Origin of the sequence: Campylobacter majalis (assembly GCF_905120465.1) — a bacterium.
GTDB classification, from domain to species: domain Bacteria; phylum Campylobacterota; class Campylobacteria; order Campylobacterales; family Campylobacteraceae; genus Campylobacter_A; species Campylobacter_A majalis.
In genome coordinates, this window is record NZ_CAJHOF010000013.1 from 1 (window position 1) to 23910 (window position 23910).

General features: G+C 34.5%; 24 protein-coding genes, 1 tRNA gene and 1 pseudogene. 7 read left to right on the forward strand and 19 right to left on the reverse strand.

What is annotated here, in order from left to right:
• Positions 1-273 precede the first annotated feature (273 nt).
• From LQU93_RS06885 to LQU93_RS06960, 16 genes and pseudogenes are all read right to left on the reverse strand, one after another.
• Positions 274-348 (reverse strand) — tRNA-Asn (locus tag LQU93_RS06885).
• Between the two features lie 78 nt (positions 349-426).
• Positions 427-1248 carry a pyridoxamine kinase gene (locus LQU93_RS06890; RefSeq protein ID WP_229933151.1) on the reverse strand — a complete coding sequence of 274 codons (822 nt, stop codon included), beginning with the start codon at positions 1246-1248 and terminating at the stop codon, positions 427-429.
• Positions 1249-1289: 41 nt separating this feature from the next.
• Positions 1290-3131 carry a bifunctional tRNA (5-methylaminomethyl-2-thiouridine)(34)-methyltransferase MnmC2/FAD-dependent 5-carboxymethylaminomethyl-2-thiouridine(34) oxidoreductase MnmC1 gene (gene mnmC, locus LQU93_RS06895; protein WP_229933152.1) on the reverse strand — a complete coding sequence of 614 codons (1842 nt, stop codon included), beginning with the start codon at positions 3129-3131 and terminating at the stop codon, positions 1290-1292.
• Positions 3128-4036 (reverse strand): annotated as a pseudogene (locus LQU93_RS06900) (N-acetylmuramoyl-L-alanine amidase family protein); the annotation flags it as partial. The pseudogene LQU93_RS06900 and the gene mnmC, both read right to left, overlap by 4 nt.
• 293 nt (positions 4037-4329) lie before the next feature.
• Positions 4330-5421: a nitronate monooxygenase gene (locus LQU93_RS06905; RefSeq protein WP_229933154.1), complete on the reverse strand. Its 1092-nt coding sequence runs from the start codon at positions 5419-5421 to the stop codon at positions 4330-4332.
• The gene (gene tyrS / locus LQU93_RS06910; protein ID WP_418884071.1) at positions 5421-6626 is read right to left on the reverse strand and encodes a tyrosine--tRNA ligase; all 1206 of its coding nucleotides are present in this window, start codon (positions 6624-6626) and stop codon (positions 5421-5423) included. Before tyrS ends, LQU93_RS06905 begins: the two co-directional genes overlap by 1 nt.
• A gap of 9 nt (positions 6627-6635) precedes the next feature.
• Positions 6636-8813: a RelA/SpoT family protein gene (locus tag LQU93_RS06915; RefSeq protein ID WP_229933155.1), complete on the reverse strand. Its 2178-nt coding sequence runs from the start codon at positions 8811-8813 to the stop codon at positions 6636-6638.
• A complete protein-coding gene (locus tag LQU93_RS06920) occupies positions 8800-9015 on the reverse strand; it encodes a DNA-directed RNA polymerase subunit omega (RefSeq protein WP_229933156.1) in 216 nt (71 codons plus the stop codon). The genes LQU93_RS06915 and LQU93_RS06920 overlap by 14 nt, the downstream gene beginning before the upstream one ends.
• Positions 9016-9025: 10 nt before the next feature.
• The gene (pyrH, locus tag LQU93_RS06925; protein WP_229933157.1) at positions 9026-9742 is read right to left on the reverse strand and encodes a UMP kinase; all 717 of its coding nucleotides are present in this window, start codon (positions 9740-9742) and stop codon (positions 9026-9028) included.
• Positions 9743-9814: 72 nt separating this feature from the next.
• On the reverse strand, positions 9815-11053 hold the full coding sequence (locus LQU93_RS06930; protein ID WP_229933158.1) for a murein hydrolase activator EnvC family protein: 1239 nt from the start codon (positions 11051-11053) through the stop codon (positions 9815-9817).
• 5 nt (positions 11054-11058) lie between these two features.
• Positions 11059-11856, reverse strand: a complete 798-nt coding sequence (locus LQU93_RS06935) for a cell division FtsX domain-containing protein (protein WP_229933159.1) — start codon at positions 11854-11856, stop codon at positions 11059-11061.
• Positions 11843-12514, reverse strand: a complete 672-nt coding sequence (locus tag LQU93_RS06940; protein WP_229933160.1) for a cell division ATP-binding protein FtsE — start codon at positions 12512-12514, stop codon at positions 11843-11845. Before LQU93_RS06940 ends, LQU93_RS06935 begins: the two co-directional genes overlap by 14 nt.
• Positions 12502-13683 (reverse strand): tRNA (guanosine(46)-N7)-methyltransferase TrmB, encoded by a 1182-nt coding sequence (gene trmB, locus LQU93_RS06945; RefSeq protein WP_229933161.1) that lies wholly within the window; start codon positions 13681-13683, stop codon positions 12502-12504. The genes LQU93_RS06940 and trmB overlap by 13 nt, the downstream gene beginning before the upstream one ends.
• The gene (locus LQU93_RS06950) at positions 13683-14267 is read right to left on the reverse strand and encodes a fibronectin type III domain-containing protein (RefSeq protein WP_229933162.1); all 585 of its coding nucleotides are present in this window, start codon (positions 14265-14267) and stop codon (positions 13683-13685) included. The genes trmB and LQU93_RS06950 overlap by 1 nt, the downstream gene beginning before the upstream one ends.
• Positions 14215-14886: a fibronectin type III domain-containing protein gene (locus LQU93_RS06955; RefSeq protein ID WP_229933163.1), complete on the reverse strand. Its 672-nt coding sequence runs from the start codon at positions 14884-14886 to the stop codon at positions 14215-14217. The genes LQU93_RS06950 and LQU93_RS06955 overlap by 53 nt, the downstream gene beginning before the upstream one ends.
• Positions 14816-15790 (reverse strand): RluA family pseudouridine synthase, encoded by a 975-nt coding sequence (locus LQU93_RS06960; protein ID WP_229933164.1) that lies wholly within the window; start codon positions 15788-15790, stop codon positions 14816-14818. The genes LQU93_RS06955 and LQU93_RS06960 overlap by 71 nt, the downstream gene beginning before the upstream one ends.
• A gap of 50 nt (positions 15791-15840) precedes the next feature.
• Here LQU93_RS06960 and LQU93_RS06965 point away from each other — a divergent pair, with 50 nt between their 5' ends.
• A complete protein-coding gene (locus LQU93_RS06965; protein WP_229933165.1) occupies positions 15841-16947 on the forward strand; it encodes an FtsW/RodA/SpoVE family cell cycle protein in 1107 nt (368 codons plus the stop codon).
• Between the two features lie 34 nt (positions 16948-16981).
• Here LQU93_RS06965 and LQU93_RS06970 read toward each other — a convergent pair whose 3' ends face one another.
• Complete coding sequence (locus LQU93_RS06970; RefSeq protein WP_229933166.1) at positions 16982-17191, reverse strand: alkylphosphonate utilization protein; 210 nt, start codon at positions 17189-17191, stop codon at positions 16982-16984.
• Positions 17192-17290: 99 nt separating this feature from the next.
• Here LQU93_RS06970 and LQU93_RS06975 point away from each other — a divergent pair, with 99 nt between their 5' ends.
• Complete coding sequence (locus LQU93_RS06975) at positions 17291-18193, forward strand: radical SAM protein (protein ID WP_229933167.1); 903 nt, start codon at positions 17291-17293, stop codon at positions 18191-18193.
• Here LQU93_RS06975 and ybaK read toward each other — a convergent pair.
• Together ybaK and putP are read right to left on the reverse strand one after the other, a co-directional pair.
• Entirely contained in the window at positions 18180-18659 is a 480-nt protein-coding gene (gene ybaK / locus LQU93_RS06980; RefSeq protein ID WP_229933168.1) for a Cys-tRNA(Pro) deacylase, read from the reverse strand. The two genes, LQU93_RS06975 and ybaK, sit on opposite strands and share 14 nt — an antisense overlap.
• Positions 18656-20146, reverse strand: a complete 1491-nt coding sequence (putP, locus tag LQU93_RS06985; protein ID WP_229933169.1) for a sodium/proline symporter PutP — start codon at positions 20144-20146, stop codon at positions 18656-18658. The genes ybaK and putP overlap by 4 nt, the downstream gene beginning before the upstream one ends.
• A 126-nt stretch (positions 20147-20272) precedes the next feature.
• Here putP and LQU93_RS06990 point away from each other — a divergent pair, with 126 nt between their 5' ends.
• From LQU93_RS06990 to thiE, 5 genes are all read left to right on the forward strand, one after another.
• A complete protein-coding gene (locus LQU93_RS06990) occupies positions 20273-20983 on the forward strand; it encodes an amino acid ABC transporter permease (protein ID WP_418884072.1) in 711 nt (236 codons plus the stop codon).
• Complete coding sequence (locus tag LQU93_RS06995) at positions 20976-21704, forward strand: amino acid ABC transporter ATP-binding protein (protein ID WP_229933170.1); 729 nt, start codon at positions 20976-20978, stop codon at positions 21702-21704. Before LQU93_RS06990 ends, LQU93_RS06995 begins: the two co-directional genes overlap by 8 nt.
• A 19-nt stretch (positions 21705-21723) precedes the next feature.
• Entirely contained in the window at positions 21724-22485 is a 762-nt protein-coding gene (locus LQU93_RS07000; protein WP_229933171.1) for a transporter substrate-binding domain-containing protein, read from the forward strand.
• Between the two features lie 79 nt (positions 22486-22564).
• Complete coding sequence (gene thiD / locus LQU93_RS07005; protein WP_229933172.1) at positions 22565-23296, forward strand: bifunctional hydroxymethylpyrimidine kinase/phosphomethylpyrimidine kinase; 732 nt, start codon at positions 22565-22567, stop codon at positions 23294-23296.
• A gap of 1 nt (position 23297) precedes the next feature.
• Positions 23298-23906: a thiamine phosphate synthase gene (gene thiE, locus LQU93_RS07010; protein WP_229933173.1), complete on the forward strand. Its 609-nt coding sequence runs from the start codon at positions 23298-23300 to the stop codon at positions 23904-23906.
• Positions 23907-23910: the final 4 nt, after the last annotated feature.

The window sequence follows — 23910 nt, forward strand, 5'->3', positions numbered from 1 at the left end:
GCCCTGTTGGTTTTTTGCTTATTATAACATTAGATTTAGAAAAAATTTATAAAAGATGGTGAAAAATGTATTGGTTTTTAATATTTATAAACACACAAATGATTTGGTTTGTAAAATTTTATTAGCATATTTTATCTTTAAAAATGTCTCATTTATGCGGTGTTTTATATCTGCTATGACAACATTGCCAACTTTGAAGTTTGATATCGTGCAACACAAAAAAATAACAGTTATAAACTTAGTTTTATTAGATATCTATGGGAAATACAAAAATGGCTCCGGATGCTGGATTCGAACCAGCGACCAATCGGTTAACAGCCGACTACTCTACCGCTGAGCTAATCCGGAATACGTAAAAAAGAAATTGAATTATATATAAAAAGATTTGTTTTGTCAATAAAATTTAGCTTAAATATAAAAAATTATCTAAATTTGTGTCAAAATAGACAAATTTGACTCAAAATCCACTCCATACCAAGATCTATTTTCTCTATTAAGAGTTGTTTTAATACAAATCACTATAAAATCAGCTGCGGTTTTTACAGCAAAATCAATATCAAATCCACGAACCAAAAGAGAAAAAACAATCGCAGCAAACATATCTCCAGTTCCACTAACCTTATGCGGTAAAAGTTCGTGAGTATATGTATTTTTGCATTCTGTTTTGACATCGTAGCTTATCACACTACATTCATCATCACTATAGCTAATGCCTTTTAAAACTATCTTTTTTACGCCCAAACTTGCTAATTTATGCAAAAGCTCATCTATAAAAAACTCATCATACCCCATATACGGATAAGGTGTTTTTGTAAGATAGCAAGCTTCGGTCAAATTTGGAGTAATAACATCTGCATGTTTGCAAAGTCCAGCCATAGCAGCAGCAAAATTCTCATCAAATACAGAATAAAGCTTACCATTGTCCCCCATACAAGGATCTACCAATATAAGACCATCGCCAAATTTATCAAACAAACCAGCCACCAATTCAAGCTGTCTAAAGCTACCTAAAAAACCTGTGCAAATACCGCTAAAGCTAATACTTTCTTTTTGCCAAACAGATGAAATTTTATCTATCTCATCAGTTAAATCACAAAAGGTAAAATTATTAAAACCAGTATGAGTTGATAGCACAGCAGTCGGCATTATCACGCACTCAATCCCTAACGCACTAATCACAGGAAGTGCGACCGTAAGAGAACATTTGCCAACGCACGAGATATCTTGAATACTTAATACTCTATGCAAATTTTATCCTTATTTATCAAATTTCAACAAAAAATATTTTGTTATTTTAAAGCTTTTTTTAATTTTCTTATCAAAAATCTAGCTGAGTGAAGCTCGTTAAACAAGCTTTTTTCGATACAAAGCGGACGATTTAAAATCAAATCAGCCAAAATTTTAGCCCCTAAAACTGCAGTACATAAACCACGAGAACCATGTGCGATGTTTAAAAAAACATTTTTATGATATTTTGGTGCGACATTGTCACTCTTTTTCTTTGTCCAAAATAAATTCTTGTAATTTTGCTTGTAATACTCATCGTCATGAAATGCTGATATTATAGGAAACCTATCGCTTGAATAGCTTCTATAACCAACTTTATATCCGATTATCTCGGCTTTATTTGTATCAATAAATTGCTTGATATTATTTAAATTTTCAATATCATCTAAGGCTCTTTGATTGTCATCATACTCATTTCTTGCATATGTAGCACCAATTACTTGGATATTATCTCTAGCAGGAGTGATGTATCCCTCACTACTAATTGGTTGCAAATTGTCAATAGCGGGTCTTATATGCGTCACCTGCCCTCTAACAAAACTAATTGGCAACGTTTTAAAAATATCCACACTCTCACTTCCTGTGGCAAATATAAGTGCGTCAGTCTTGATAATCGTTTTATTTTGAAATCTTACACTTATTTTGCCATTTTTTAGATGCCTGTGGCTTTTGTATTCATGATTTAGCAATACGTTTAAATCACTTGCTAAATGCTTGCACATCTTGCGTGGTCTAGCTGTTGCACCAAGAAAAATATTTGCTTTTGGATATGGTTTTGCATCTAAATCTAAGTTAAAAATTTCATTTTTTCCGTGCGATAACATTCTTAAAAGCGTCATTTCATTAAAGGCATATTCGCTCACACCGTCAAAGCTTATCTCTTTCTTGCTCATCACATTTTTATACGTTCTAACCGCTTGTAAAAATGCGTTTAAATGCATCTTGCCAAGATTTACATCAGGTTTAGTAATTAGTGGCATAAGTATTCCGCAATGATTTCCTGAACCATTTAAAGCTATATCGGCTCTTTTTTCCGCTATTGTTACGCTTAGCCCTGCCCTTTTAAGCTCATAAGCACATGCAAGTCCAGCCACACCACCACCTATAACAAGCACATCTTTTATATCTTTATATCTTTGTCGTTGATACCATATGTCTTTTGTGGTAAAATTTTCTTTCTCAAGCACAGCATGACTCATCTCACGCTTTTTGCCGTAACCTTTACGTAGCTCTAGCTTAAATCCAGCATTTGGTAAATTTTGCCTAACTATTTTAGCACATGAATACGTCCGCAAAATCGTGCCAACCCTGCTTAAACTAGCGATTTTTTTAAATACATCTTCGCTCCACATGGCTTCATTTTTGCTAGGGGCAAACCCATCCATAAACCACAAATCAGCCTTAAAATCAAGCTCATCAAGCATGTGCGATATATCGCCAAAACACAAATCAAGCGTAACATTTGGCATAAATTCTATACGATGTATGCCAGAAACAAGCGACGGATAAACACTAAATAACTTCTTGCTTAACGCCTTATAAATACCAAGTCTGGCATATATCTGACGTAAATCATCTATGTTAATAGGATACGCTTCAATACTTACATAATGTAGTTTTTTGTCGCTATTTTTAAAGCGATTACAAAGCGTTAAAAAGTTAAGTCCAGCACCAAATCCAGCCTCTGCAACCACAAAGCTATCTTTTGTGTGCCATATCTCATCTATGCCTCTAACAAAAACATACTCGCTCTCTTCCCACGGCTTGTGTGTGTTAAAATAAATATCATCAAATTCCGTGCTAAATGCGATATTTTGCTTAAAATCTACTATTGCGTTTTTCATCTATTTTTGACAAAATAATCATCAACTCCATTTGCTATGCCTTGTGCTAGTGCGTTTTGATAGCTGTTATTAAACATTAACTCACCTTCAATTGGATGAGTGATATAGCCTATCTCTATCAAAACAGCTGGCATCAAAGCCCCTACAAGCACCCAAAATGGTGCCTCTCTAACACCACCATCAGTCACACTAAAATTTCTAGCTTTAATATTTTTAAGCATATTTGAGTGTATGTCAATGCCTAATTTATTTGAAGCAATAATCTTTTCGCGATTTAAGAAATTTAAAAATGTCTGTTTTGAGAAAAAATTCATCTCTTCAATATCTGATTTATTTTCTAGTGCGGCGGCATTTTTGCTACGCTCCGAACGTGCAGGCGATAAAAAAAACGTCTCAATTCCTCTCATGCTTTTAGCTTTTTGTGCGTTTGGAGCGGCGTTTGCGTGTAGAGATATAAATAAATCAGCATTTTTGTCATTTGCCATTTTGGTGCGATCACGTAAATTTATAAACTTATCTGTTTGTCTTGTAAAATGCACTTTATACCCACGCTTCTTAAGCTCATCTCCTAGCTTTTTAGATATCTGCAAAACGGCTACTTTTTCTTGCAATTTGCCACTGACTGCACCAGGATCTTTGCCACCATGACCAGGATCAATAACTATAGTTTTGCCAACTTTTGATATGCCTTTACTGGATGTTGTGGCCTGTGTTTGTTTTGATTGAGCGGTATTTGTTTGTGGTTTGCTTTGTTGCTTTGTTGCTTTGTTTTGTGTTGTTTTAGTATTAGTATTTGTATGTAAGTCTTTGCCTATATTTTCATTTGCCAAAAAATTATCAAGAGTTAAAATAATGTTATTTTCTTGAAATTTAGCCTTTAGTGTTCTTTGAAATTTGCTTTTAAATACTATTCTAATTGTGCTTGGATTATTTTGTGCTATAACTATCTCATCGGCATTCATAAAATTTACAATTTTAATTGCTTTGCCATTTATAATGCCTTTTATGTCAATGAAATTTCTATAATTTGGCTTTTCGTTTAATGTAGAAATCTTGGCATCTGCACTACTTATTGATTGATTAAATTTAAGCACTAAGGCATTATCGCCTTTTGTAGCAGAAACAAGATACGGCGATTTTGCATACAGCACACCAACCGCGCTAAATAGCAACAAGCAAATTGCCAAAATTTTTCTCATTACTCGCCTTGTATTAGTTTATTAAATAGCTCTTTTACACTTATTATCTCTTTTAATTTATAACCATTTGCACCAGTAAAAAACAATCCACTCTCTTTTTTGCCACTATACGCATCAAAAAGTCTATCAGCTATACAATACCCAACCATTTTTGCCTCTTTGCCACGACCGCATGGACTTACGCAGTTGCTAATGCATTGTATTTTTGGACCTTGTCGTTTATCTACTAAATTAATTAATTGTGTTCGTATGCCACGTGCCGGATATCCAACTGGGCTTTTAAGTAGCTCTATGTCTGATTGTTTAGCATTTAACAAAACCTCTTTAAAGCCATCAGCAGCATCACACTCGTGAGTTCCAATAAATCTTGTCCCCATCTGCACTCCATCGGCACCAAGTGCCATCACCTTATCAATATCAGCCCTATCCCATATGCCACCAGCGACAAAAAGAGGGAAATTCCCCCACTGAGCTATTTCATCTTTAACTGGTTTAATTAAATTTTCTAACTGATACTCAGGATCAATGCACTGCTCATATGTAAAGCCTTGATGACCACCACTAAGCGGCCCCTCAAGCACTACAGCATCTGGCAATCTATCATATCTCTGGCTCCATCGCTTACAAATTATCTTAAGTGCCTTTGCCGAGCTTACAATAGGAACTAAGGCTACATCCTTAAAGTTTTGTGTAAATTCTGGTAAATTTGTCGGCAAACCAGCGCCAGAAACTATAATGTTTATCCCAGCCTCACAAGCATCTTTTACGACTCTTGCGTATTCGTTTGCCGCATACATAATATTTACACCAAGCGGCAAGTCTCCACAAATTTTTCTGGCATTTTCAATCACGGCTTTTAAACCTCTTGTTGAATAAAAATTCTCGCTTCCAAAAGGCTTTGCATTTAGCTCTTTATCAATATGTGCTCTTTGCTCATAATATCCCGTTCCAACAGAGCTTATTATGCCAAGTCCGCCATTTAGGCTGACATTTCCAGCTAGTTTATCCCAACTAATGCCAAGTCCCATTCCGCCCTGAAATATAGGATACTTTATCTCATATTTGCCGATTTTTACTGATTTTAGTTCCATTATAAGACCTTTAATTTTGCAAATTTTCTCTTGCCAACTTGAAGCACGTATTCTCCAGACTGTAATTTTAACTGCTCATCTTTTGATTTTTCTTGATTTATGCTTACAGAATTTGCGGCGATATCACGTCGCGCTTGAGAATTTGAAGGGCTTAAGCCACACTTAACCAAAGCCTCAACTATCCAAATAGGTGCATTTATTTCGTATTCTGGCATATCTGATGGTAGTTCGTTTTTAGCATGAACGCTATCAAATTCAGCCTTTGCATTTAGTGCAGTCACATCACCATGATATCTAGAAGTAATTTCTAATGCTAGATCTTCTTTGGCTTTTTTAGGATGATAATTACCGGCTTTGACTGCCTGTTTTAAGGCTGAAATTTCACTCAGACTTTTTGTGCTTAAAAGCTCATACCATCTCCACATAAGATCGTCTGAGATACTTAAGGTCTTGGCAAACATGTCATTTGCACTATCCGTCACGCCGATATAATTGCCTAAACTTTTACTCATCTTATTTACGCCATCAAGCCCTTCAAGAAGCGGCATCATGATAACAGCTTGCTCTTTTCCGACATTATAAGTTCGTTGTAATGTCCTACCCATTAAAAGGTTAAATTTCTGATCTGTTCCACCCATTTCGATATCGCATCTCATCGCAACACTATCATAACCTTGAAGCAGTGGATACATAAACTCGCTTATTGAAATTGAATTTCCAGCCTTATAGCGTTTTTCAAAATCATCTCTTTCAAGCATCCTAGCAACAGCAAAAGTGCTAGTAAGCTCAACCATTCCAGCTGCACCAAGCTCATTAAGCCAAACAGAATTAAACATAACATTTGTTTTATCTTTGTCTAAAATTTTAAAAACTTGCTCTTCATAAGTTTTTGCATTTTTTGCAACCTGCTCCTTATCTAGCTTTTTTCTAGTAGCTGATTTTCCACTTGGATCGCCTATTTGTCCAGTAAAATCACCTATTAAAAACTGCACTATAGCACCATGTTTTTGAAGTAAAGCCATCTTATTTAAAACAACAGTATGTCCTAAATGTAAATCAGGAGCTGTTGGATCAAAACCTGCTTTTACGTAAAAATTCTCCCCTTTTTCATAGAAATTTTTAACTAAAATCTCAATTCTGTCAAAATCAATTATTTCAGCCACTCCGCGCTTTATCTCATCTAAAATTTCAGCCAAATTAATCATCTTTTCTCCTTAATTATATGCATCATCTTGCGATACGAAATCAATTATTTTAAATCTATCTTTAAGTCTTGCTCTGACATTTTCAACACCTACATTTTCACCAATCTCGACACTAACTACAAACAAATCTCCTGTCACGTCGCCACTTTCGTTTAAATTTATACTTGCGACATTTACGCCAAGTCTAGCAATATATGTTAAAAATTCAGCCAAAGAACCCTTGCGATTTTCAAGATTTAGTATGATTTTGTATCGATGTGGTGCATTTCTAGTCCATTTTACAAAAATCATCTCTTGCTTGTCTTTAATCATTTTATTTGCTCTATCGCAGAGTTTATTATGCACAAGCACATTGCCACCATTTCTAAAGCCAACAATGTCATCGCCGCGCTTTGCATTACAGCAATAATCAAACTCAACATTTGAAATTTTATAATTTGAGTAAATTACGATATTTTCAAATTTTTGCTTTCTTATGGCATATTTATTGCCTATGCTTAATATAAAAGCTTTCTCTTTTTTGACATGTTTTTTAAGCATATTAACTACATCTTGCAAAAATACAGAATCAGTTGCAATGCGATAAATTTTCTTGCTTAAATTTTCTATTTCTATCCATTTTCGTATCCTAGCACGCGATGTGTCAAACACAGAGTGTAAAATTTCAATAGCAACTTTACAATTTATATCTCTTATTTTTTGCTTACACAATGCTCTAATATTTGCTCTTGCTTTACCAGTTTTTACGCTGTTTATCCACGAACAGCGATATCTTGGCTCATCCCCTGTTACTATGCGAACCACATCTCCATTTTTAAGCTCAGTCAAAAGTGGCACATGCACACGATTTACATACGCATCTTTTGCATATAGTCCTATTTCAGAATGCACCTCATACGCATAATCCAAAACTGTCGCACCACGTGGCAATGTAAATATACCACCCTTTGGTGAATACACAGCGATATCTTCTGTATAAAGACTATCTTTTGCATACTCATATAGTTCCTCTGGTGTATTTTCAGCCTCATTTTGCATACCTATATCATTTAGCCACTCTAGTTTTGGATTTAGCATACTGCCATCTTTGTATTTCCAATGTGCTGCCACTCCAAACTCAGCGGTTTTGTGCATATCATATGTGCGGATTTGCACCTCAAATATACTTTTATTATCAAATATAGTTGTGTGTATCGTCTGATATCCGTTTTGTTTAGGAAGTGCGATATAGTCTTTAAAGCGTGAGATTATAGGATTAAAGTTCATGTGCAAATTTCCAAGTGCCAAATAGCAATCAAGTGGCTTATCAACTATAATCCTAACTGCTAATAAATCAAGCACCTCTTCAATGCTAAAGCCTTTTCTTTGCATTTTTAAAAACACAGAGTAGTGATGCTTGATGCGTTTTTGCATCTCAAAACTACCCTCTCGAAAGCCATTTTTGAGTAAAATTTGAAGAACTTTATCGTAAAATTCATTGATTTTAAGTGCAAGTTGTTGTTTGTGTTCGTTTAAATAACCATCTATTCTAGCATATTCATCTGGCATAACATACTTAAAACTCAAATCTTCCAATATATTTTTAATACTAGAAATTCCAAGTCTATGTGCTATAGGCGCATAAACCATGAGAGTTTCTTCTGCGATTCGCTTTTGCTTTTCGGGCTTTAAGGCATCAAGCGTCATCATGTTATGTAGTCTATCGCATAATTTAACCACCAAAGCCCTTATGTCTTCAATAGAAGCAAGAAGCATTTTACGAAAGCTAAGAGCAGAGTTGGCTAATTTTTCATTTGAGCTTGAACTAACAAGATTATCTTCTCTTATAGTTACAATTTTTGTCAGTCCTTCAACTAAATTTGCCACCTCATCGCCAAACTCACGCTCAATATCTTCATGAGTGGCTGCGGTGTCTTCTACTACATCATGCAAAAGTGCAGCAGCTACCATGCTCTCATCTCCACCCATATATGCCACTATACAAGCAACATGTATAGGATGCACAGCATACGGCTCACCACTTTTACGATATTGTCCAGCATGAGATGAGATACACATATCTATCGCCTTATCTATGCTTGGAGTTAGTTGATAAAGTGACAAAAGTAGCTCTTTTGCTCCAGTTACATTCTTACAAGCTACAATTTCTTCTAAGAGCTGCTCTAAAAATAAATTATTTTTCTTCAACAATTGCGTCAAGTCCGATTTTACCTTCTGCTACTTCTAGCAATGCTATGTCTGCTGGTTTTAGTTTTTGTGTGCCTATGCTTACTAAAATTTCAGCACCGTTTGCGATAGCTTCAGCACGTTTTGCAACTACTAATGATAGCTTATATCTATCATCTCCGACTTGTTTTAACGCTCTTGCTGTAATTTGTTCTGTTCTCATTTTAATCCTTTTATTTTACTATTGAATATACTGCATCTTCATCATCATTTACAATCTTTAAAAGATTGCCTTGCTTAAACATATTGCAAACGATTATTGGAAGTTTATTATCCTGTGCTAAAGCAATAGATGTATCATCCATAACTTTTATGCGATCATCTAGCCCTTGCTTGTATGTTAGCTCTGGTAGCAATACTGCATCATTATATTTTTTTGGATCTTTGTCATAGACACCATCGACTTTAGTTGCTTTTATAATAACATCTGCCTCAATTTCAATAGCACGCAAAGTAGCTGCCGTATCAGTTGTGAAGAATGGATTGCCTGTTCCTGCCGCAAATATAACAACACGACCTTTTTCTAAATGACGTTGAGCTCTACCCATGATAAATGTCTCACATATCGCTTCCATTTTGATGGCACTTTGAACTCTAACACTAACACCCAAATGCTCCAAAGCCTCTCTCATGGCAATTGAGTTTATCACAGTTGATAGCATACCCATATGATCGCCACTTGTTCGTTTTATAATACCATCTCTTGCAGCACTAACGCCACGTATAATATTGCCACCACCTATAACTATGCCAACCTCAAATTCATTGCAAACCAGTTCTTTTATCTCACCTGCAATGTATTTAAGTATGGAGTTATCTATGCCAAAACCACTCTCTCCAGCAAGTGCCTCACCTGAAAATTTTACCAATACTCGCTTCTTTTTCCCCATAGTTTCTCCTTAAAAATTTGCCAATTGTATCTAAAATGTCATTAAATTAAGATAATAACGCATTTTCATGCCCTATTTCATGCTAATTAGCTCTAGTGGATCGATGTGAAAATTTTTCTGAGTTACTTCAAATGTCAAATCATCTCTTACTCTGCCTATAACGTAACCTTTTTGAACTCTCGTGCCAACTTTGATAGTAGGTGCAATTTGACTTAAATGTGCATATATGGTGTGTATGCCATTATCGTTTTCTATAATTACCACCTTTTCTAGCAACTGTGTTTGTTTGGCAAACACAACTTTGCCGTTTAAAACTGATTTGACTTTCGCATCAGGGGTCTTGGAGCGAAGAACAACGGATTCATTAAAAATTTTAATATTATAAATAGGGTCTGTGTAGTTGCCAAATTTTTGCTTTACAACAAAACTATCAAGAGGTGCGATGGTTTTGGCACCAGTGTATTTCTTAACAGAGCTACTTTGGTAGCTAGAACCGACTTGGCGAATGCCTTGTGAGCTAGGTTGCTGTGTGTTTTTTGCATTTTTGGTATTGGCTTGTGCTTTTGCAGCGGCGGCTTTTTTAGATGCTTCATCCTCTTGTTTTGCTAAAATTGCCAAATCTTGCAATGTTTTTCTTAATTCGTCTTGCTGAGATTGTAGTTTTGCTAATTTTTTTGTATAAATTTCCTTGTCGCGCTTTAAATCGCTTATTGTTCTTTTTTGACTATCTTGTAATGATATTAGCTCATTTTGCTTCTTTTTATGCTCATTTATGCGAGTTTGGATCTTCTCTATTCGACTTGATTTTTCTTTGATTAAATTTGATGTGCTTTCATACTCTTTTGACATTTTTTTCAAGTCATCTTTTAACACATCATTTAGTTTTGTAAGAACTGCTGATGAAACTATACTCTCATCACTCTCAGCAAATCCATCACCTTCAAGCAACAAATCTAGCGAAAATTCTTCTGCAATTATTCTTACTATATTTTGCTCTATCTCTTTTTGCATTCTAACTAGATCTTTGTTTTGAGAATTTAAATCTTCTAACTCCTTATTTGTGGCAGTTGCATTGCTTTCTAATGATTTTATTTGCTCCTTTGTCTTGCCTATGTCACTGGCTATTGTTTTTAGTTTTTTTTCACTTTGTAATATATCGGTAGCCAAATCTTCAAGCTTTTTGTTTAATTGCTTTGATAGCTGTTCTGCTGAGCGAAGTGAGTTTTTGTTGCTTTCGATCTTTTTTTTAGTATTTGAACCAGCAGCCGTTAGCAAAACAACGCTAACAAGCAAAACAATAAGTTTTTTCACGTCATTTATACCTTTTTCATAACTATACTTACAACTAAAATGCTAAGTAAAAATGAAATAGCAAATAAACTCAAAATTTCATCAATAGAAATTGTTGGCAAAACTATACTTATCTGCTCTTTTAAAGTATTTGCAAATCCAAAAGTAGGCAATAGATAAAACACAACACAAACAAAAGCCGTAGAAAAAACACTAGCAAAAAAACCACTTTTATAAAGCACTGCACTTTTTAACCAAAAACCAGCACCAAAAAGTCGCATTATGTCAATTCTCTCTTGATGTTCATAGATCCACACATCAACCTGTTTTGCCATCAACAAAAGACCGATAAAACCAACTATAAACATAAAAATCTGCGATATTGCTTTTGATAGCTTTAAACTCCTATATACTTTATCGTGCGTTCTTGCAAATGTTTCAACCTTATTAACTCCATCTATTTTAATAAGTTTATTCCTTAGCTCTTTCATATACTCACTGCTTGGCAATGCGTTTAATTTCAACGTATAAAATTTTGGCAAACTATTTTGCAGGATCGATAAATTTTTAGCTGAAATATCGTTATTTAATCGATTTATAATTTTATCAGAACTCATTATTTGCATACTCATTAGTGTTGGAACGGCTGGTTTTATGGCATTTTCGTTTAACTCTTTTGTTGCGACTATGATGATGTTATAATCATTATTCATCAGTTTTTCATACTCTTTTACTACCTTGCTAGAAAGCATAAAAAACGCAACAGCAAAAAGTATAGCACTAAGAGCTAGAAAAAAGCTAAAGTGATTTTTAAACGATCTCATTTATGCTTCCTTCTTCAATATGAAAATGTCTATATGGTATGCGTAAATTTAGCGGTATATGGTGCGTAACAACCACAATGGAAGTCCCCAAATACTCTCTAGCAGACATCAGTAAAGACCATATAACATCGCTTGAATACTCATCTAAATTTCCTGTTGGTTCATCGCATAATAATAAATTTGGATTGTGTGCTAACGCTCTAGCCATAGCTACTCTTTGCTGCTCTCCACCGCTTAACTCAAGTGGATATTTATGTGCTTTATGTAGCATATTGACATGTTTTAAAAGCTTTGCTGCTTGTTTTTTGCATACACTATACGATACACCCTTAATAATCAAAGGCAACATTACATTTTTCTCGACACTCCACTCATTTATCAAGCGATAATTTTGAAATATTATGCCTATTCTTTGACGAAGCTTATTTAAGTCGCTTTTGCCTATATTATTTAGCGATGTTAAGCAGACATTTAGCTCACCAGCACGTGGCGAAATTTCTGCGTAAAACGACTTTAAAAGAGTTGATTTACCACTTCCGCTTTTACCTGTTATAAACACAAAATCATTCGTTTTTATATCAACATTTGCATTTTTAATTATCACTTCTTCATGCTCATATGCTAGGGTTAAATTTCTAGCACTTATTATATTTTGCATATGTCTAAACACTCCTGCACTTTTTTATGTGCCTTTAAGTTCTCAAAAGTCAAAAGCGGCTTCTTGGCAAAATACTCACATTTTTGATTTTCTATCTTGATAAAACAGTGCTCTGGTCTAGCAAAGGCACCAAAGGCAAGTTTGATTAAAATTCTCTCATTGCTTGAGTAAATATCTTCAAAATGCACAAAATAATCGCTATCTTTTATAGTTTCATTTTTAAAATTAGTTAAAATTTTAACCATATCATAACTATTGTGAAATTTCATATCATCTTTGATTTCACGCTTAGGGCTTGAAATTTCGCACTTATACTGCATGTCATAAATATCTTTTTCTTGTCGCTTCCATCTATCTTCATATTTGCTTGAAATTTCAAGATTTTCATTTTTTTTCAAAAATATTTTTGAGTTTGATAAATTTAAAAAATTTGACACACAATACTCAGCATACTCTTTGCTATCCGTTCTAAGCTCAAAACTGCCACCCTCTTTTAGCACTCTTTCGCACTCCAAAGCAAAACTTTCACTAACCACTCTTCTATGTGGTGCTTTATCCCAAGGCACCGGAAAATGAAGGAAAATTTTATCAATTACATTTGAGTTAATAAGACCTAAAAGCAATCTTGCATCTGTATTAATTAATCTAATATTTTTTAAATCGTTTAACATAGCAAGTTTAGCGACTTGCTCTATGCTTGGCTTATATACTTCTATGCCAATTACTAAGGTATTTTTATTATTTTTAGCTTGATATAACAAGTGCCTACCAGAACCAAAACCAATCTCTATAAAAATCTCATCATAAACCCCAACAAGAGTATTAAACTCCACTGTAAATTTATCAATATCCGTAATTAATTCTGATTTTTTAATTACTTTTGTTGGTTTATAAGCCATGGCTTCGCTTACAATCTCATTTGCATTTTCGTCGCGATACACACAAAGTGCTTTTTGCAATAAACTTGTTCTTGCTGGTTTGCTAAGTTTCTCGCCTTTTAGCACTACAAAATCTTGCTTTGGCTTTAGCGTAAGCAAAAAGCTCTCGTTCTCACACTGTGTATATATGAGCTTCTCATTTCTACCGCAAACTTCCCACAAAAACTTAACATCATCACGCCCAAATGGATATGATTTTGATTTTATACTTTTAGCTATAAAATTTGGCATTATTTTGTGCTTATATTGATATTTTTTGGCTTTGACTCTATGCCATATTCATCCACTGCCACAATCTTATAGCTGTATTTTGTGCCAAGTTGTATATCGCTATCATAGTAGCTATTAGAATTTAGCCCACTAAAAACCATCTCTTTATCGCCACCACTTCTAGTTAATGTATATGATTTTGCACGTGCCACACTGCTCCAGCTCACATTTATACCACCCCCATCATACAATGCCGTTATCTCAGGTGACAATGGAGCATCTAGCGTCGAGCCAACTACCGGCTCATCTTGTCTTAGGCTTTCAAGCTCATCTATATCAACAGCCGTGACCTTGTAATATCTTGTAACACCATTTGAATTAATTAAATCTTCAAAGCTTGTTTCATTTGTCTTTGCAAGATACGCATATGGCAAAAATTTACTAGCCGAACGATACACATTATAATAAACCACGTCGCTAGTTATAGATGGCTGCCAACTTATAACTATTTTTTTAGGCTCACCTTGAGTTGCATTTAAATTTGTTACTCCTTTAGGGTAACTCCTTTGTAACAGCCTTGACAATCTCACTGGACTTTGAAACAACACCAGAGCCATTTACAACAAACACAGCATACAAATATCCCTTGCCATGTTTTACACTAGTGTCGATATATTCTGCATTTAGCCTACCTTTTACATGTGCAATTTGTGAGAATTTTTCACTACCAACATCTGCTCTTTTGATTATGTAGCTTACTACACTTGTATCAGGGTGCGGTCGCCATATTAGCTTAACCCTTCCAGGAAGTCCTGCAATAGCTTGAATAAATGGCACCGAAGCATAAAGTGGTCTTGTCATCACACTCACGCTTTCTCCACTATCTGAAATGTGCTCTTTAGAGTATGTTCTTAGCTGATATACATACGTGGTCTCAGGCTCTAATCCACTATCAACATGGTGAGTTGTAAATCTATCTTTTATCTGTGCGACGGCTTTAAATTTACCAGTTTTATTATCTTTTCTGTATAGTTCGTATCCAATTACATTTTCATCATTTACCGGAAGCCATTCAAAGCCAACTTCTGTCATATCGCTTATAGTTTTTAAACTCGTAATAACCGGCAATGAGCTACTTTGCTGCGTTGGAACACTATGTGAGCTGCAACCAGCTATCAGTGTCGCTAAAACTACCGCAAACAAACTCACTTTTAATTTTTTCATAAAATATCTCCTTGTCGATTTTTTTAAAGACTATCTCTTTAAAATCATCAAAAATATCCGCTTCAAACTGCATATATTTGCCACTAATTGGATGCTTAAAATACAAAATATAAGCATGAAGCATAACTCGATTAATTTTATCATTTTCGCTCTTAAATCCGTATAAATCATCGCCTAATATATGCCTATTTATGCTTGATAAATGCACTCTTATTTGATGAGTTCTGCCAGTAAATAGCTTACAAGCGATTAAATTTATACCACTATCGCTAATCAAGCTTATAAACGCTGATTTTGCCTCTCGTCCGCCTTTAATAACGGCATTTTTTAGCCTATTATTTGGATTTCTGCCGATTGCTCTATTTACTACACATGGCTCTTTGATATTAATATCTGTAAGTGCTAGATAAATTCTTCCCATGCTTTTGTCACTAAGCTGCTTTGATAATGCTGCGTGAGCGATGTTTGTTTTAGCAATGATTATTGCTCCACTTGTTTGCTTATCAAGCCTATGCACAATACCCGCTCTAATGTCTCCGTTTAAATTTGATAGCATATATCCACGTTCATTTAGCCACTCTACTAAAGTAGCTTGTTTTACACTATTTGCTGGATGAGTTATGACATGTGGTGGCTTATTTAACACCAATATATCATCGTCTTCGTATATTACATCAACATCAAAATCAACCTCATATCTATTTGAAATTTCTTGTTTTAAAGCAGGTTTAATACATATTTTATTATTTATAAAAATCTTAAATGATGGCTTTGTAATTAAATTTTCATTTACTTTTACAAGTGAGTTTTTTATCATGACATTTGCTTGATTTCTTGAAATTTTAAGCATTTCAGATACTGCAACGTCCAATCTTGCTTCATTTTCTGCAATAAATTCAACCAATTTTTTACCTTTTTGTGCTATCATCTATCAAAAATTACTAAGGCTTAATTTTGATAAGATTTGATAGGCGTATTGTAACACATTTTGACTTTTTTCAAATACTTTTAATAATTCCAATCATTGCTTTATCATATTTTTTGGTATCAGAAGTAAATGCAACACTTGCTTCAAAACAAATAGTGTATTTTGGTATTGGATTTGCTTTGTTTTGCCTATTTTTCTTTATCCCATTAAGGCGACTTGAATGGTTTATACCGATATTTTATTGGTTTAATATAGTCTTGCTTTTAAGTGTTGAGTTTTTTGGGATTAGCAAACTTGGTGCAAAAAGATGGCTTGAAATTCCATTCGTTCATTTTACGCTCCAGCCTTCTGAGATTATGAAACCAGCATTTTTATTAATGCTTGCGTATTTAATTAAAAAAAATCCACCAAGCGAAAATGGCTACAATCTAAAAGACTTTTTAAAACTGAGTTTTTATATACTTTTGCCATTTTTTCTAATCGCCAAAGAGCCAGATTTAGGCACGGCACTCGTGCTTTTGCTTGTTGGATATGCTGTTCTTTTTGTAATAGGAGTAAATAAAAAAATATGGATTTGTATATTTGTAAGCATAGGACTTTGTGCTCCAATACTATATGAGAATTTACATGATTACCAAAAAAAACGCATAACTGACTTTATCTCAGAAAAACCAAGTTATCACGTTCGTCAAAGCATTATTGCAATTGGAAGTGGTGGAATGAGCGGCAAGGCAAAAGATGAAGCCACACAAACACATTTTAAATTTTTACCAATAGCAACAAGCGATTTTATATTTGCTTACACAATTGAGAGATTTGGTTTTTATGGTGCAGTTGCGGTATTTAGTTTGTATGGGTTACTTATTTTACATCTTCTTACGCTAAACTACATACTGAAAAACGACTTTTTTACGCAGGTTATGACCACAGGTATCGCTGTATTAATTTTTATCTACGTTGGCGTAAATGTTTCCATGACGATTGGGTATGCACCAGTTGTTGGTGTGCCACTACCATTTTATAGTTATGGCGGAAGTAGCTTTGTGACTTTTATGATACTTTTTGGAATGCTTCAAAATTTACTTACATTTAGGTTTGATTTTGCTGGAAATTTTATCAAGATAAATAGATAAAGCAAGATTGTTTAAATTCTTGCTTTATCTAACGTTAGGCTTTTTTCAAAAACTCAGTTTTTAACACAATAACACCCATTTTATCTATCTTGCCTTCTATTTCTGTATCTTTATTGGTTAATTTTATATTTTTTACCATTGTCCCACGCTTTAATGTTGCACCAGCACCTTTGACTTTTAAATCTTTGATTAAAATAACACTATCACCAGCATTTAGTTCAGTTCCGTTTGAATCTTTTGCCATAAATTTCCTTTACAAATTTAAATAAAGCTTTGATTATAGTTATATTTTAGTTAATTTTTACTAAAATCATGCATTTTAATTCGTTGCAAAAGGTAAATTTTGAGTATAGTTTTTGGTCCAATTAACTCTCGTCGCTTTGGCATGTCACTTGGCATAGACTTATCTCCAAGCAAAAAATCATGCAATTTTGACTGCGTTTATTGCGAACTAAAGGGCGCAAAAACAACAGACAAGATCGAAAATCCAGTATCAGTTGATGAAATTTTAACCGAAGTTAAAGCTGCGTTAAAAAAACATCAAAATATCGATGTTATCACGCTTACTGCTAATGGCGAACCAAGTTTGTATCCAAATTTAAAAGAGCTAATTTTTGAGCTAAATCGCATAAAAACTACACAAAAACTACTAATTCTTAGCAACGGCACTGCTGTGCTTGATGAGATAAAATTTCAAAGCCTATTAGATTTAGATATAGTTAAGTTTAGCCTAGATAGTGCAAACCAAAAAACATTTAACAAGATAGACAGAAATGCCAAAATTTCAGTAAATAATATCATAAACAAAATGATAAAATTTCGCCAAGCTTTTAAGGGAGAGCTTGTGCTTGAAATTTTAATCGTAAGCGGCTTTAACGACACGAAAGATGAGATGCTAGCACTAAATCAAGCGATTAAAAATATCCGCCCTGACAGAGTAGATATAAGCACCATCGATAGGCCGCCAGCTTACAATGTAAAGCCAGTAAGCAACGAACTTTTAGGACAACTATCTACTTTTATAACAAACGCACCAGTTTTCATAGCCAGTAAAAAACAAAGCACTCAAAAATATGATTTTAGTCAAGATGACATAAAGCAACTTTTAGCTAGACGACCTCAAAGCACTCAAAACGTAGATGAAAATTTCTCCGATATTTCAAGGGCAAATCTTAAAATTTTACTCGATAAAAATGAAGTAAAATGCGTAAATTTAGCTGGAGTTTCGTTTTTTAAACTCGTGTGATTAAAGCCGTCTTGCCACCACTTGCTTTAAGCAAATCATTAACGCCAAGCTTTAGCTGTTTGCCACGTACGCCAGCACTCACGATAATGTATTTAAGTTCTAAAGCCCTATCATCAATATATGTATCAAACTGCTTTTTCATGGCTAATGGCGAACACCCACCACGAATATAGCCTGTGATTTTTTCTAAATCCTTTAAATTTATAAGTTCGCATCGTTTCGCACCACTTGCCTTAGCCAAAGCTTTTAAATCAAGCTCTAAATCCCCTTGCACACACGCCACTATATAGCGTTTTGGCTCACACTCACAAACTATTGTTTTATAAATATATCTTATATCCTTGCCTGTGATGTTAGCAACATGCAAGGCTGACAAATCGCTCTCATCAACTTCGTATTCTAAAATTTCATACTCTATTTTTAATCTATCTAATGCCCTAGCGGCATTTGTTTTATGCACTTTCATAGTCTTGTTTGCATCCTATCAAATTCATCCTTTATACTCTGTTTGCTTGGCTCATGACTCATACGCCCTATCTCTTTACCACATACACTAACGATAACAATAACGATACTTGATGCAATAAATCCAGGCAACAGCTCATAAACATACTCATTTAATCCAGATACTATCCAAAATACCACAACAACACCGCCCATGACCATACCAGCAAGTGCAGCCAATGCACTCATTCGCTTATAGTAAAGACTAAATAAAAGCACAGGACCAAAACTCGCCCCAAACCCAGCCCAAGCATTGCCAACTACACCAAGCACAGTATCCCTAGAAGTAAAAGCAAAAATTGTAGCTATCATCGCAACTATTACGACAGCACATCTCCCAATGCCAACCTCAGCTTTGGCTGAAATTTCACGCTTATAAAAAGCCAATACAAAATCTTTAGTTACCGAAGAAGCACTCACAAGAAGCTGTGACGCAACCGTGCTCATGATAGCAGAAAGCACAGCTGAAAGGACAATTCCTATGAAAAATGGATGAAAAAGCGTTTCGCCAAGCTTTAAAAACACAACCTCTGGATCACTAAGTGTTACTGCACCTTGCGTAAAAAATACAAATCCAACAAATCCACTAGACATCGCCCCAATTAACCCTATCACCATCCAGCCAATTCCTATACGTCTAGCTTGTGCCAACTCTGATGAGCTGCGTATCGCCATAAATCTCACTATAATGTGAGGCTGACCAAAATAACCAAGTCCCCACGACATAAGCCCTAAAATCGCCCAAAAACCAAGGTTATAAAACGGATCTAAATGCTCTGATCTTATCTGTCTTATCTCGTTTATCAAGCTTGTTTCGCCACTTAAATTTAATGCCAAAAATGCCGTTGTTGGTATAGCAATAAGCACCAAAAACATAAGCGTTCCTTGAAAAACATCAGTCATATAAACAGCCTTAAAACCACCAAAAAAAGTGTAAAAAACCACTATAAAAAACGTCATAAATGCACCAAGCCAAAACGGAAGCCCAAAAAAGCTCTCAAAAGTCTTGCCACCAGCGATAATTCCGCTAGAAACATATAGAGTAAAAAATATCAAAATAAGCATTCCAGATACTATTCTAAGCACTTTTGTGCGGTCTTTAAAACGATTTTCTAAAAAATCTGGTATCGTTATGCTATTACTTGCAACCTCGGTATAAACACGCAAACGTTTAGCCAAAAATAGATAATTGCAATACGCACCAACAACAAGTCCTATTAACATCCAAATATTACTAAGCCCACTAGCATAAAACGCTCCTGGCACACCAAGCAACATCCAACCACTCATATCAGACGCACCAGCACTAAGTGCCGTTGCAACTGGTCCTAGTTTGCGATTGTCTAGCAAATACTCGCTCATATTTGCACTTTTATTATACGCATACCAACCAATTGATAAAAGCACTCCAAAATATAAAGTAATAGCAAAATACGATGAAATTTCCATAAAAAGACCTTAAATTTTTCTAAAAAATTGATGATATTATAATTTTGTTTAAAATTTAAGAAATTTAAGCTAAAAAATATGAAATTTTACGTATCATTTTAGGCTATAAAATTTTAAGGGTCAGGGTTGAATAAGCAAAATTTATTTAGAGTTCTGTTTTTTACGCTAATTGTTACTCTTGGTGTGATTTACACGTATCCTACTGAGCTAAACGAGGCACAGAAACTAGCCTATTTAAAAAGCTATGGAGTTACTTTAGGGTTGGCATTTGGCGGTATAGTTATAGGTATCGCACTTGGTTTTTTTCTTGCGTTTTTAAAATTTTTAAACATAAAAATTTTAAATTTTTTCATAGATGAATATATTGATATATTACGTGGAACGCCAATTATTATACAACTTTTGATATTTTCAGTTGTTATTTTTTCAACGTGGAGCAATAACTTTTATGTCGCAATCATCGCACTAGGCTTAAACAGCTCAGCATATGTTGCAGAAATAGTAAGAAGTGGCATAAATAGCGTAGATAAAGGTCAAATGGAAGCCGCAAGAGCCATGGGGCTAAACTACTATGCTTCAATGCGTGAAATTGTCATGCCACAAGCTACAAAAAATATCCTACCAGCACTTGCAAATGAGTTTATTTCGCTGTTTAAAGAGACATCAGTTGTTGGATACATAAGCGTTGTAGATATCACAATGCAAAGCAAAAGCCTACAAGCCGTGTTTTATAATCCAAAGCCTATACTTTTTACTGGGCTTGTTTATTATGTTAGCATTAAATTCTTTACTCTGCTTGTTAGAATACTGGAAAAAAGGCTAAATCGTCATGATTAAGATTAAAAATTTAAGCAAATTTTATGGAAATTTACGAGTTTTAAACAATATAAACGTAAATATAAAACAGGGCGAAATCATAGCTATAATCGGACCAAGTGGCGGTGGAAAAAGCACATTTTTACGTTGTATAAACCGCCTAGAAGAGCCAAGTATGGGCGAGATATTAATAAATGGTGCAAGTATCACAGATAAAAACACAGACATAAACAAAATCCGCCAAAAAGTAAGCATGGTATTTCAGCATTTTAATCTTTTTGCAAACAAAAATGTTTTAGATAATCTAATCCTAGCGCCGATTAAAGCTGGAATTCTAACCAAAGAACAAGCTATACAAAAAGCCGATGAATTATTAAAAAGTGTGGGCTTAAGCGATAAAAAATATGCCTTTGCACACAAGTTAAGTGGCGGACAAAAGCAACGCATTGCAATAGCTAGAAGCTTAGCGATGAATCCTGATGTCATACTTTTTGATGAGCCAACCTCAGCACTTGATCCAGAGATGATAGGCGAAGTGCTTGATATAATGAGAGATGTGGCAAGCAAAGGCCTAACAATGCTTGTTGTAACGCACGAGATGGGATTTGCTAGAAATGTAGCAAATAGGATATTTTTCATGGATGGTGGCGTGATAGCCGTAGATGATACGCCAAAAAATGTATTTGAGAATTCTCAAAATCCAAGACTTAGAGAATTTTTAGGCAAGGTCTTAAATCATTAAAATTTCACAAGGAGACACAATGAAGAAAATTTTAAGTTTTTTAGCGTTTATGCTATTTTTTGTAGGTTGTGACAACAACGCAAAGCAAGACAATACACAAGTAGGTGATGCCGCAAAAACGCAAGTTATAAAAGTCGGTATGAGTATGGATTATCCACCATTTGAATATATAGATGACCAAAACAATCCAGCTGGTTTTGACGTAGAGCTGATTAAAGAAATTTCAAACATGATAGGATTTGAAGTAAGCCTACAAAATATAAGCTTTGATGGGTTAATACCTGCACTAAAGGCTGGTAAAATCGACGCTATAATGTCAGCCATGAGTGCAACTGATGATAGAAGAAAATCAGTAGATTTTACAGATAGTTACTACACAACAGAAAATCTTTTCATACGCAAAAAAAATACCGACGTTACACAAGATACATTTAAAGGCAAACAAGTTGGCGTTCAGCTTGGCACAGTTCAAGAAATGGCAGCAAGAACTTTTAATGGCGTAAATGTCGTTCCAGCTGATAATATACTAAGCTCAATCATGGCATTAAAAACTGGCAAAATTGACTTTATTTTAGTTGATAGCTCAATAGGCTATGGCTATTTAAAACAAAACGAAGATTTAGAAGAGTTTTTAAAGCTTCCTGATGGTAGCGAAGGCTTTTCAATCGCATTTGATAAAGATAAACACAATGACTTAATAGCAAAAATAAACAATGCATTAAAAGAGCTAAAAGCAAATGGTAAATTTGACGAAATAGCCAAAAAATACGATTTAAGATAAATTTCAAACAGTGCTACGCTAATCTTGGCGTAGCACAAAATACTTTACTTTGCAAGTCTTTACATAAAAGGACAAGATTATGAAAAATATATTAATTATTGCTGGTTCTGATAGTGTTGGCGGTGCTGGAATACAGGCTGATTTAAAAACATGCGAGGCAATAAAATGCTATGGCTCAACCGCTATAACTGCAATAACTGCACAAAATACAAATGGCGTTAGTGATGTTATGGCAGTATCGGCTGAAATTTTAGACGCACAGCTTAAAATGATAACCGATGAGCTTGAAATTCACGCTATAAAAATCGGCATGCTTTTTAATGAAGAATTAATAAAAGTAGTAAAATTTTGGCTAGAAAAAATAGACAAAATTCCCATCGTAATTGATCCAGTTTGCGTAGCAAAATCAGGGGCAAAGCTATTAAAAAACGAAGCACTTGATGCTTTAAAACAAATTTTACCCCTAGCAAGCATCATCACGCCAAATATCAAAGAAGCCGAGCTTTTAAAAATTGACTTGCAAAATTTACCTTGCGATACATTAATAAAACGCACAAAAGTAGATACCAAATGTCAAGATACGTTATATAAAAAAGATGGCACGATTTTAAATTTTGCCGAGCCTTTATTAAAACCAGAAATCATGCATGGTGCTGGTTGCACCCTAAGCACGGCCATAGCGTGCCATCTAGCAAATAGCAACGACACGCAAAATGCTGTAGTAAATGCCAAAAAATACGTCTTAAACGCCATACAAAATGCTTTAAATACAAAATACGGCATAAGATTACTAGATCATAAAAGAGCATAGCATGAGTGAGATTTACGCATTAAGCGATGATGTATTAAGTCCAAATGATTTAATACTAGCTCATGCACACGAAATTTTAAAAAATGGCATCAAATACTATCAGTATCGTTGCAAAACTGAAAAAAACGAGCAAATTGCAAGAGAAATTTTAAAACTTTGCAATAAATTTAATGCAAAGTTTATAGTAAATGATGATATTGATTTCGCACTAAAAATCGGTGCAAAATGTGTGCATATCGGCAAAGACGATGCAGATTTAAAATACGCTAGAAGTGTACTTGGAGATAATGCATTTATAGGTGTTAGCTGCTATGATGATTTGGATTTAGCAATTAAAATGCAAGAAGATACAGCAGATTATGTAGCATTTGGAGCAGTTTATCCAAGCAAAACTAAGCCAAATACAACTAAAGTTAGCCTTGAAACCATAAAAAAAGCAAAAGATGTTTTAAGCGTTCCTATTTGCGTTATAGGTGGCATAAACACTGAAAATATCGCCGAGGTTGCTAATTTAGGAGTTGATATGATTGCAATTGTAAATGCGATTTATAAACCAGAAAGCATAACTAAAAATATCTTAAAATTAAAACTTGCGATGAATAAAAAATAACAAA

What these genes read in the sequence shown, in the direction of transcription:
- mnmC (WP_229933152.1), bottom strand. Translation starts at nt 3,131, where the DNA reads ATGAAAAACGCAATAGTAGATTTTAAGCAAAATATCGCATTTAGCACG.
- LQU93_RS06905 (WP_229933154.1), bottom strand. Translation starts at nt 5,421, where the DNA reads ATGGAACTAAAATCAGTAAAAATCGGCAAATATGAGATAAAGTATCCT.
- tyrS (WP_418884071.1), bottom strand. Translation starts at nt 6,626, where the DNA reads ATGATTAATTTGGCTGAAATTTTAGATGAGATAAAGCGCGGAGTGGCT.
- LQU93_RS06920 (WP_229933156.1), bottom strand. Translation starts at nt 9,015, where the DNA reads ATGAGAACAGAACAAATTACAGCAAGAGCGTTAAAACAAGTCGGAGAT.
- pyrH (WP_229933157.1), bottom strand. Translation starts at nt 9,742, where the DNA reads ATGGGGAAAAAGAAGCGAGTATTGGTAAAATTTTCAGGTGAGGCACTT.
- LQU93_RS06935 (WP_229933159.1), bottom strand. Translation starts at nt 11,856, where the DNA reads ATGAGATCGTTTAAAAATCACTTTAGCTTTTTTCTAGCTCTTAGTGCT.
- LQU93_RS06940 (WP_229933160.1), bottom strand. Translation starts at nt 12,514, where the DNA reads ATGCAAAATATAATAAGTGCTAGAAATTTAACCCTAGCATATGAGCAT.
- trmB (WP_229933161.1), bottom strand. Translation starts at nt 13,683, where the DNA reads ATGCCAAATTTTATAGCTAAAAGTATAAAATCAAAATCATATCCATTT.
- LQU93_RS06955 (WP_229933163.1), bottom strand. Translation starts at nt 14,886, where the DNA reads ATGAAAAAATTAAAAGTGAGTTTGTTTGCGGTAGTTTTAGCGACACTG.
- LQU93_RS06970 (WP_229933166.1), bottom strand. Translation starts at nt 17,191, where the DNA reads ATGGCAAAAGATTCAAACGGAACTGAACTAAATGCTGGTGATAGTGTT.
- ybaK (WP_229933168.1), bottom strand. Translation starts at nt 18,659, where the DNA reads ATGAAAGTGCATAAAACAAATGCCGCTAGGGCATTAGATAGATTAAAA.
- putP (WP_229933169.1), bottom strand. Translation starts at nt 20,146, where the DNA reads ATGGAAATTTCATCGTATTTTGCTATTACTTTATATTTTGGAGTGCTT.
- LQU93_RS06995 (WP_229933170.1), top strand. Translation starts at nt 20,976, where the DNA reads ATGATTAAGATTAAAAATTTAAGCAAATTTTATGGAAATTTACGAGTT.
- LQU93_RS07000 (WP_229933171.1), top strand. Translation starts at nt 21,724, where the DNA reads ATGAAGAAAATTTTAAGTTTTTTAGCGTTTATGCTATTTTTTGTAGGT.
- thiD (WP_229933172.1), top strand. Translation starts at nt 22,565, where the DNA reads ATGAAAAATATATTAATTATTGCTGGTTCTGATAGTGTTGGCGGTGCT.
- thiE (WP_229933173.1), top strand. Translation starts at nt 23,298, where the DNA reads ATGAGTGAGATTTACGCATTAAGCGATGATGTATTAAGTCCAAATGAT.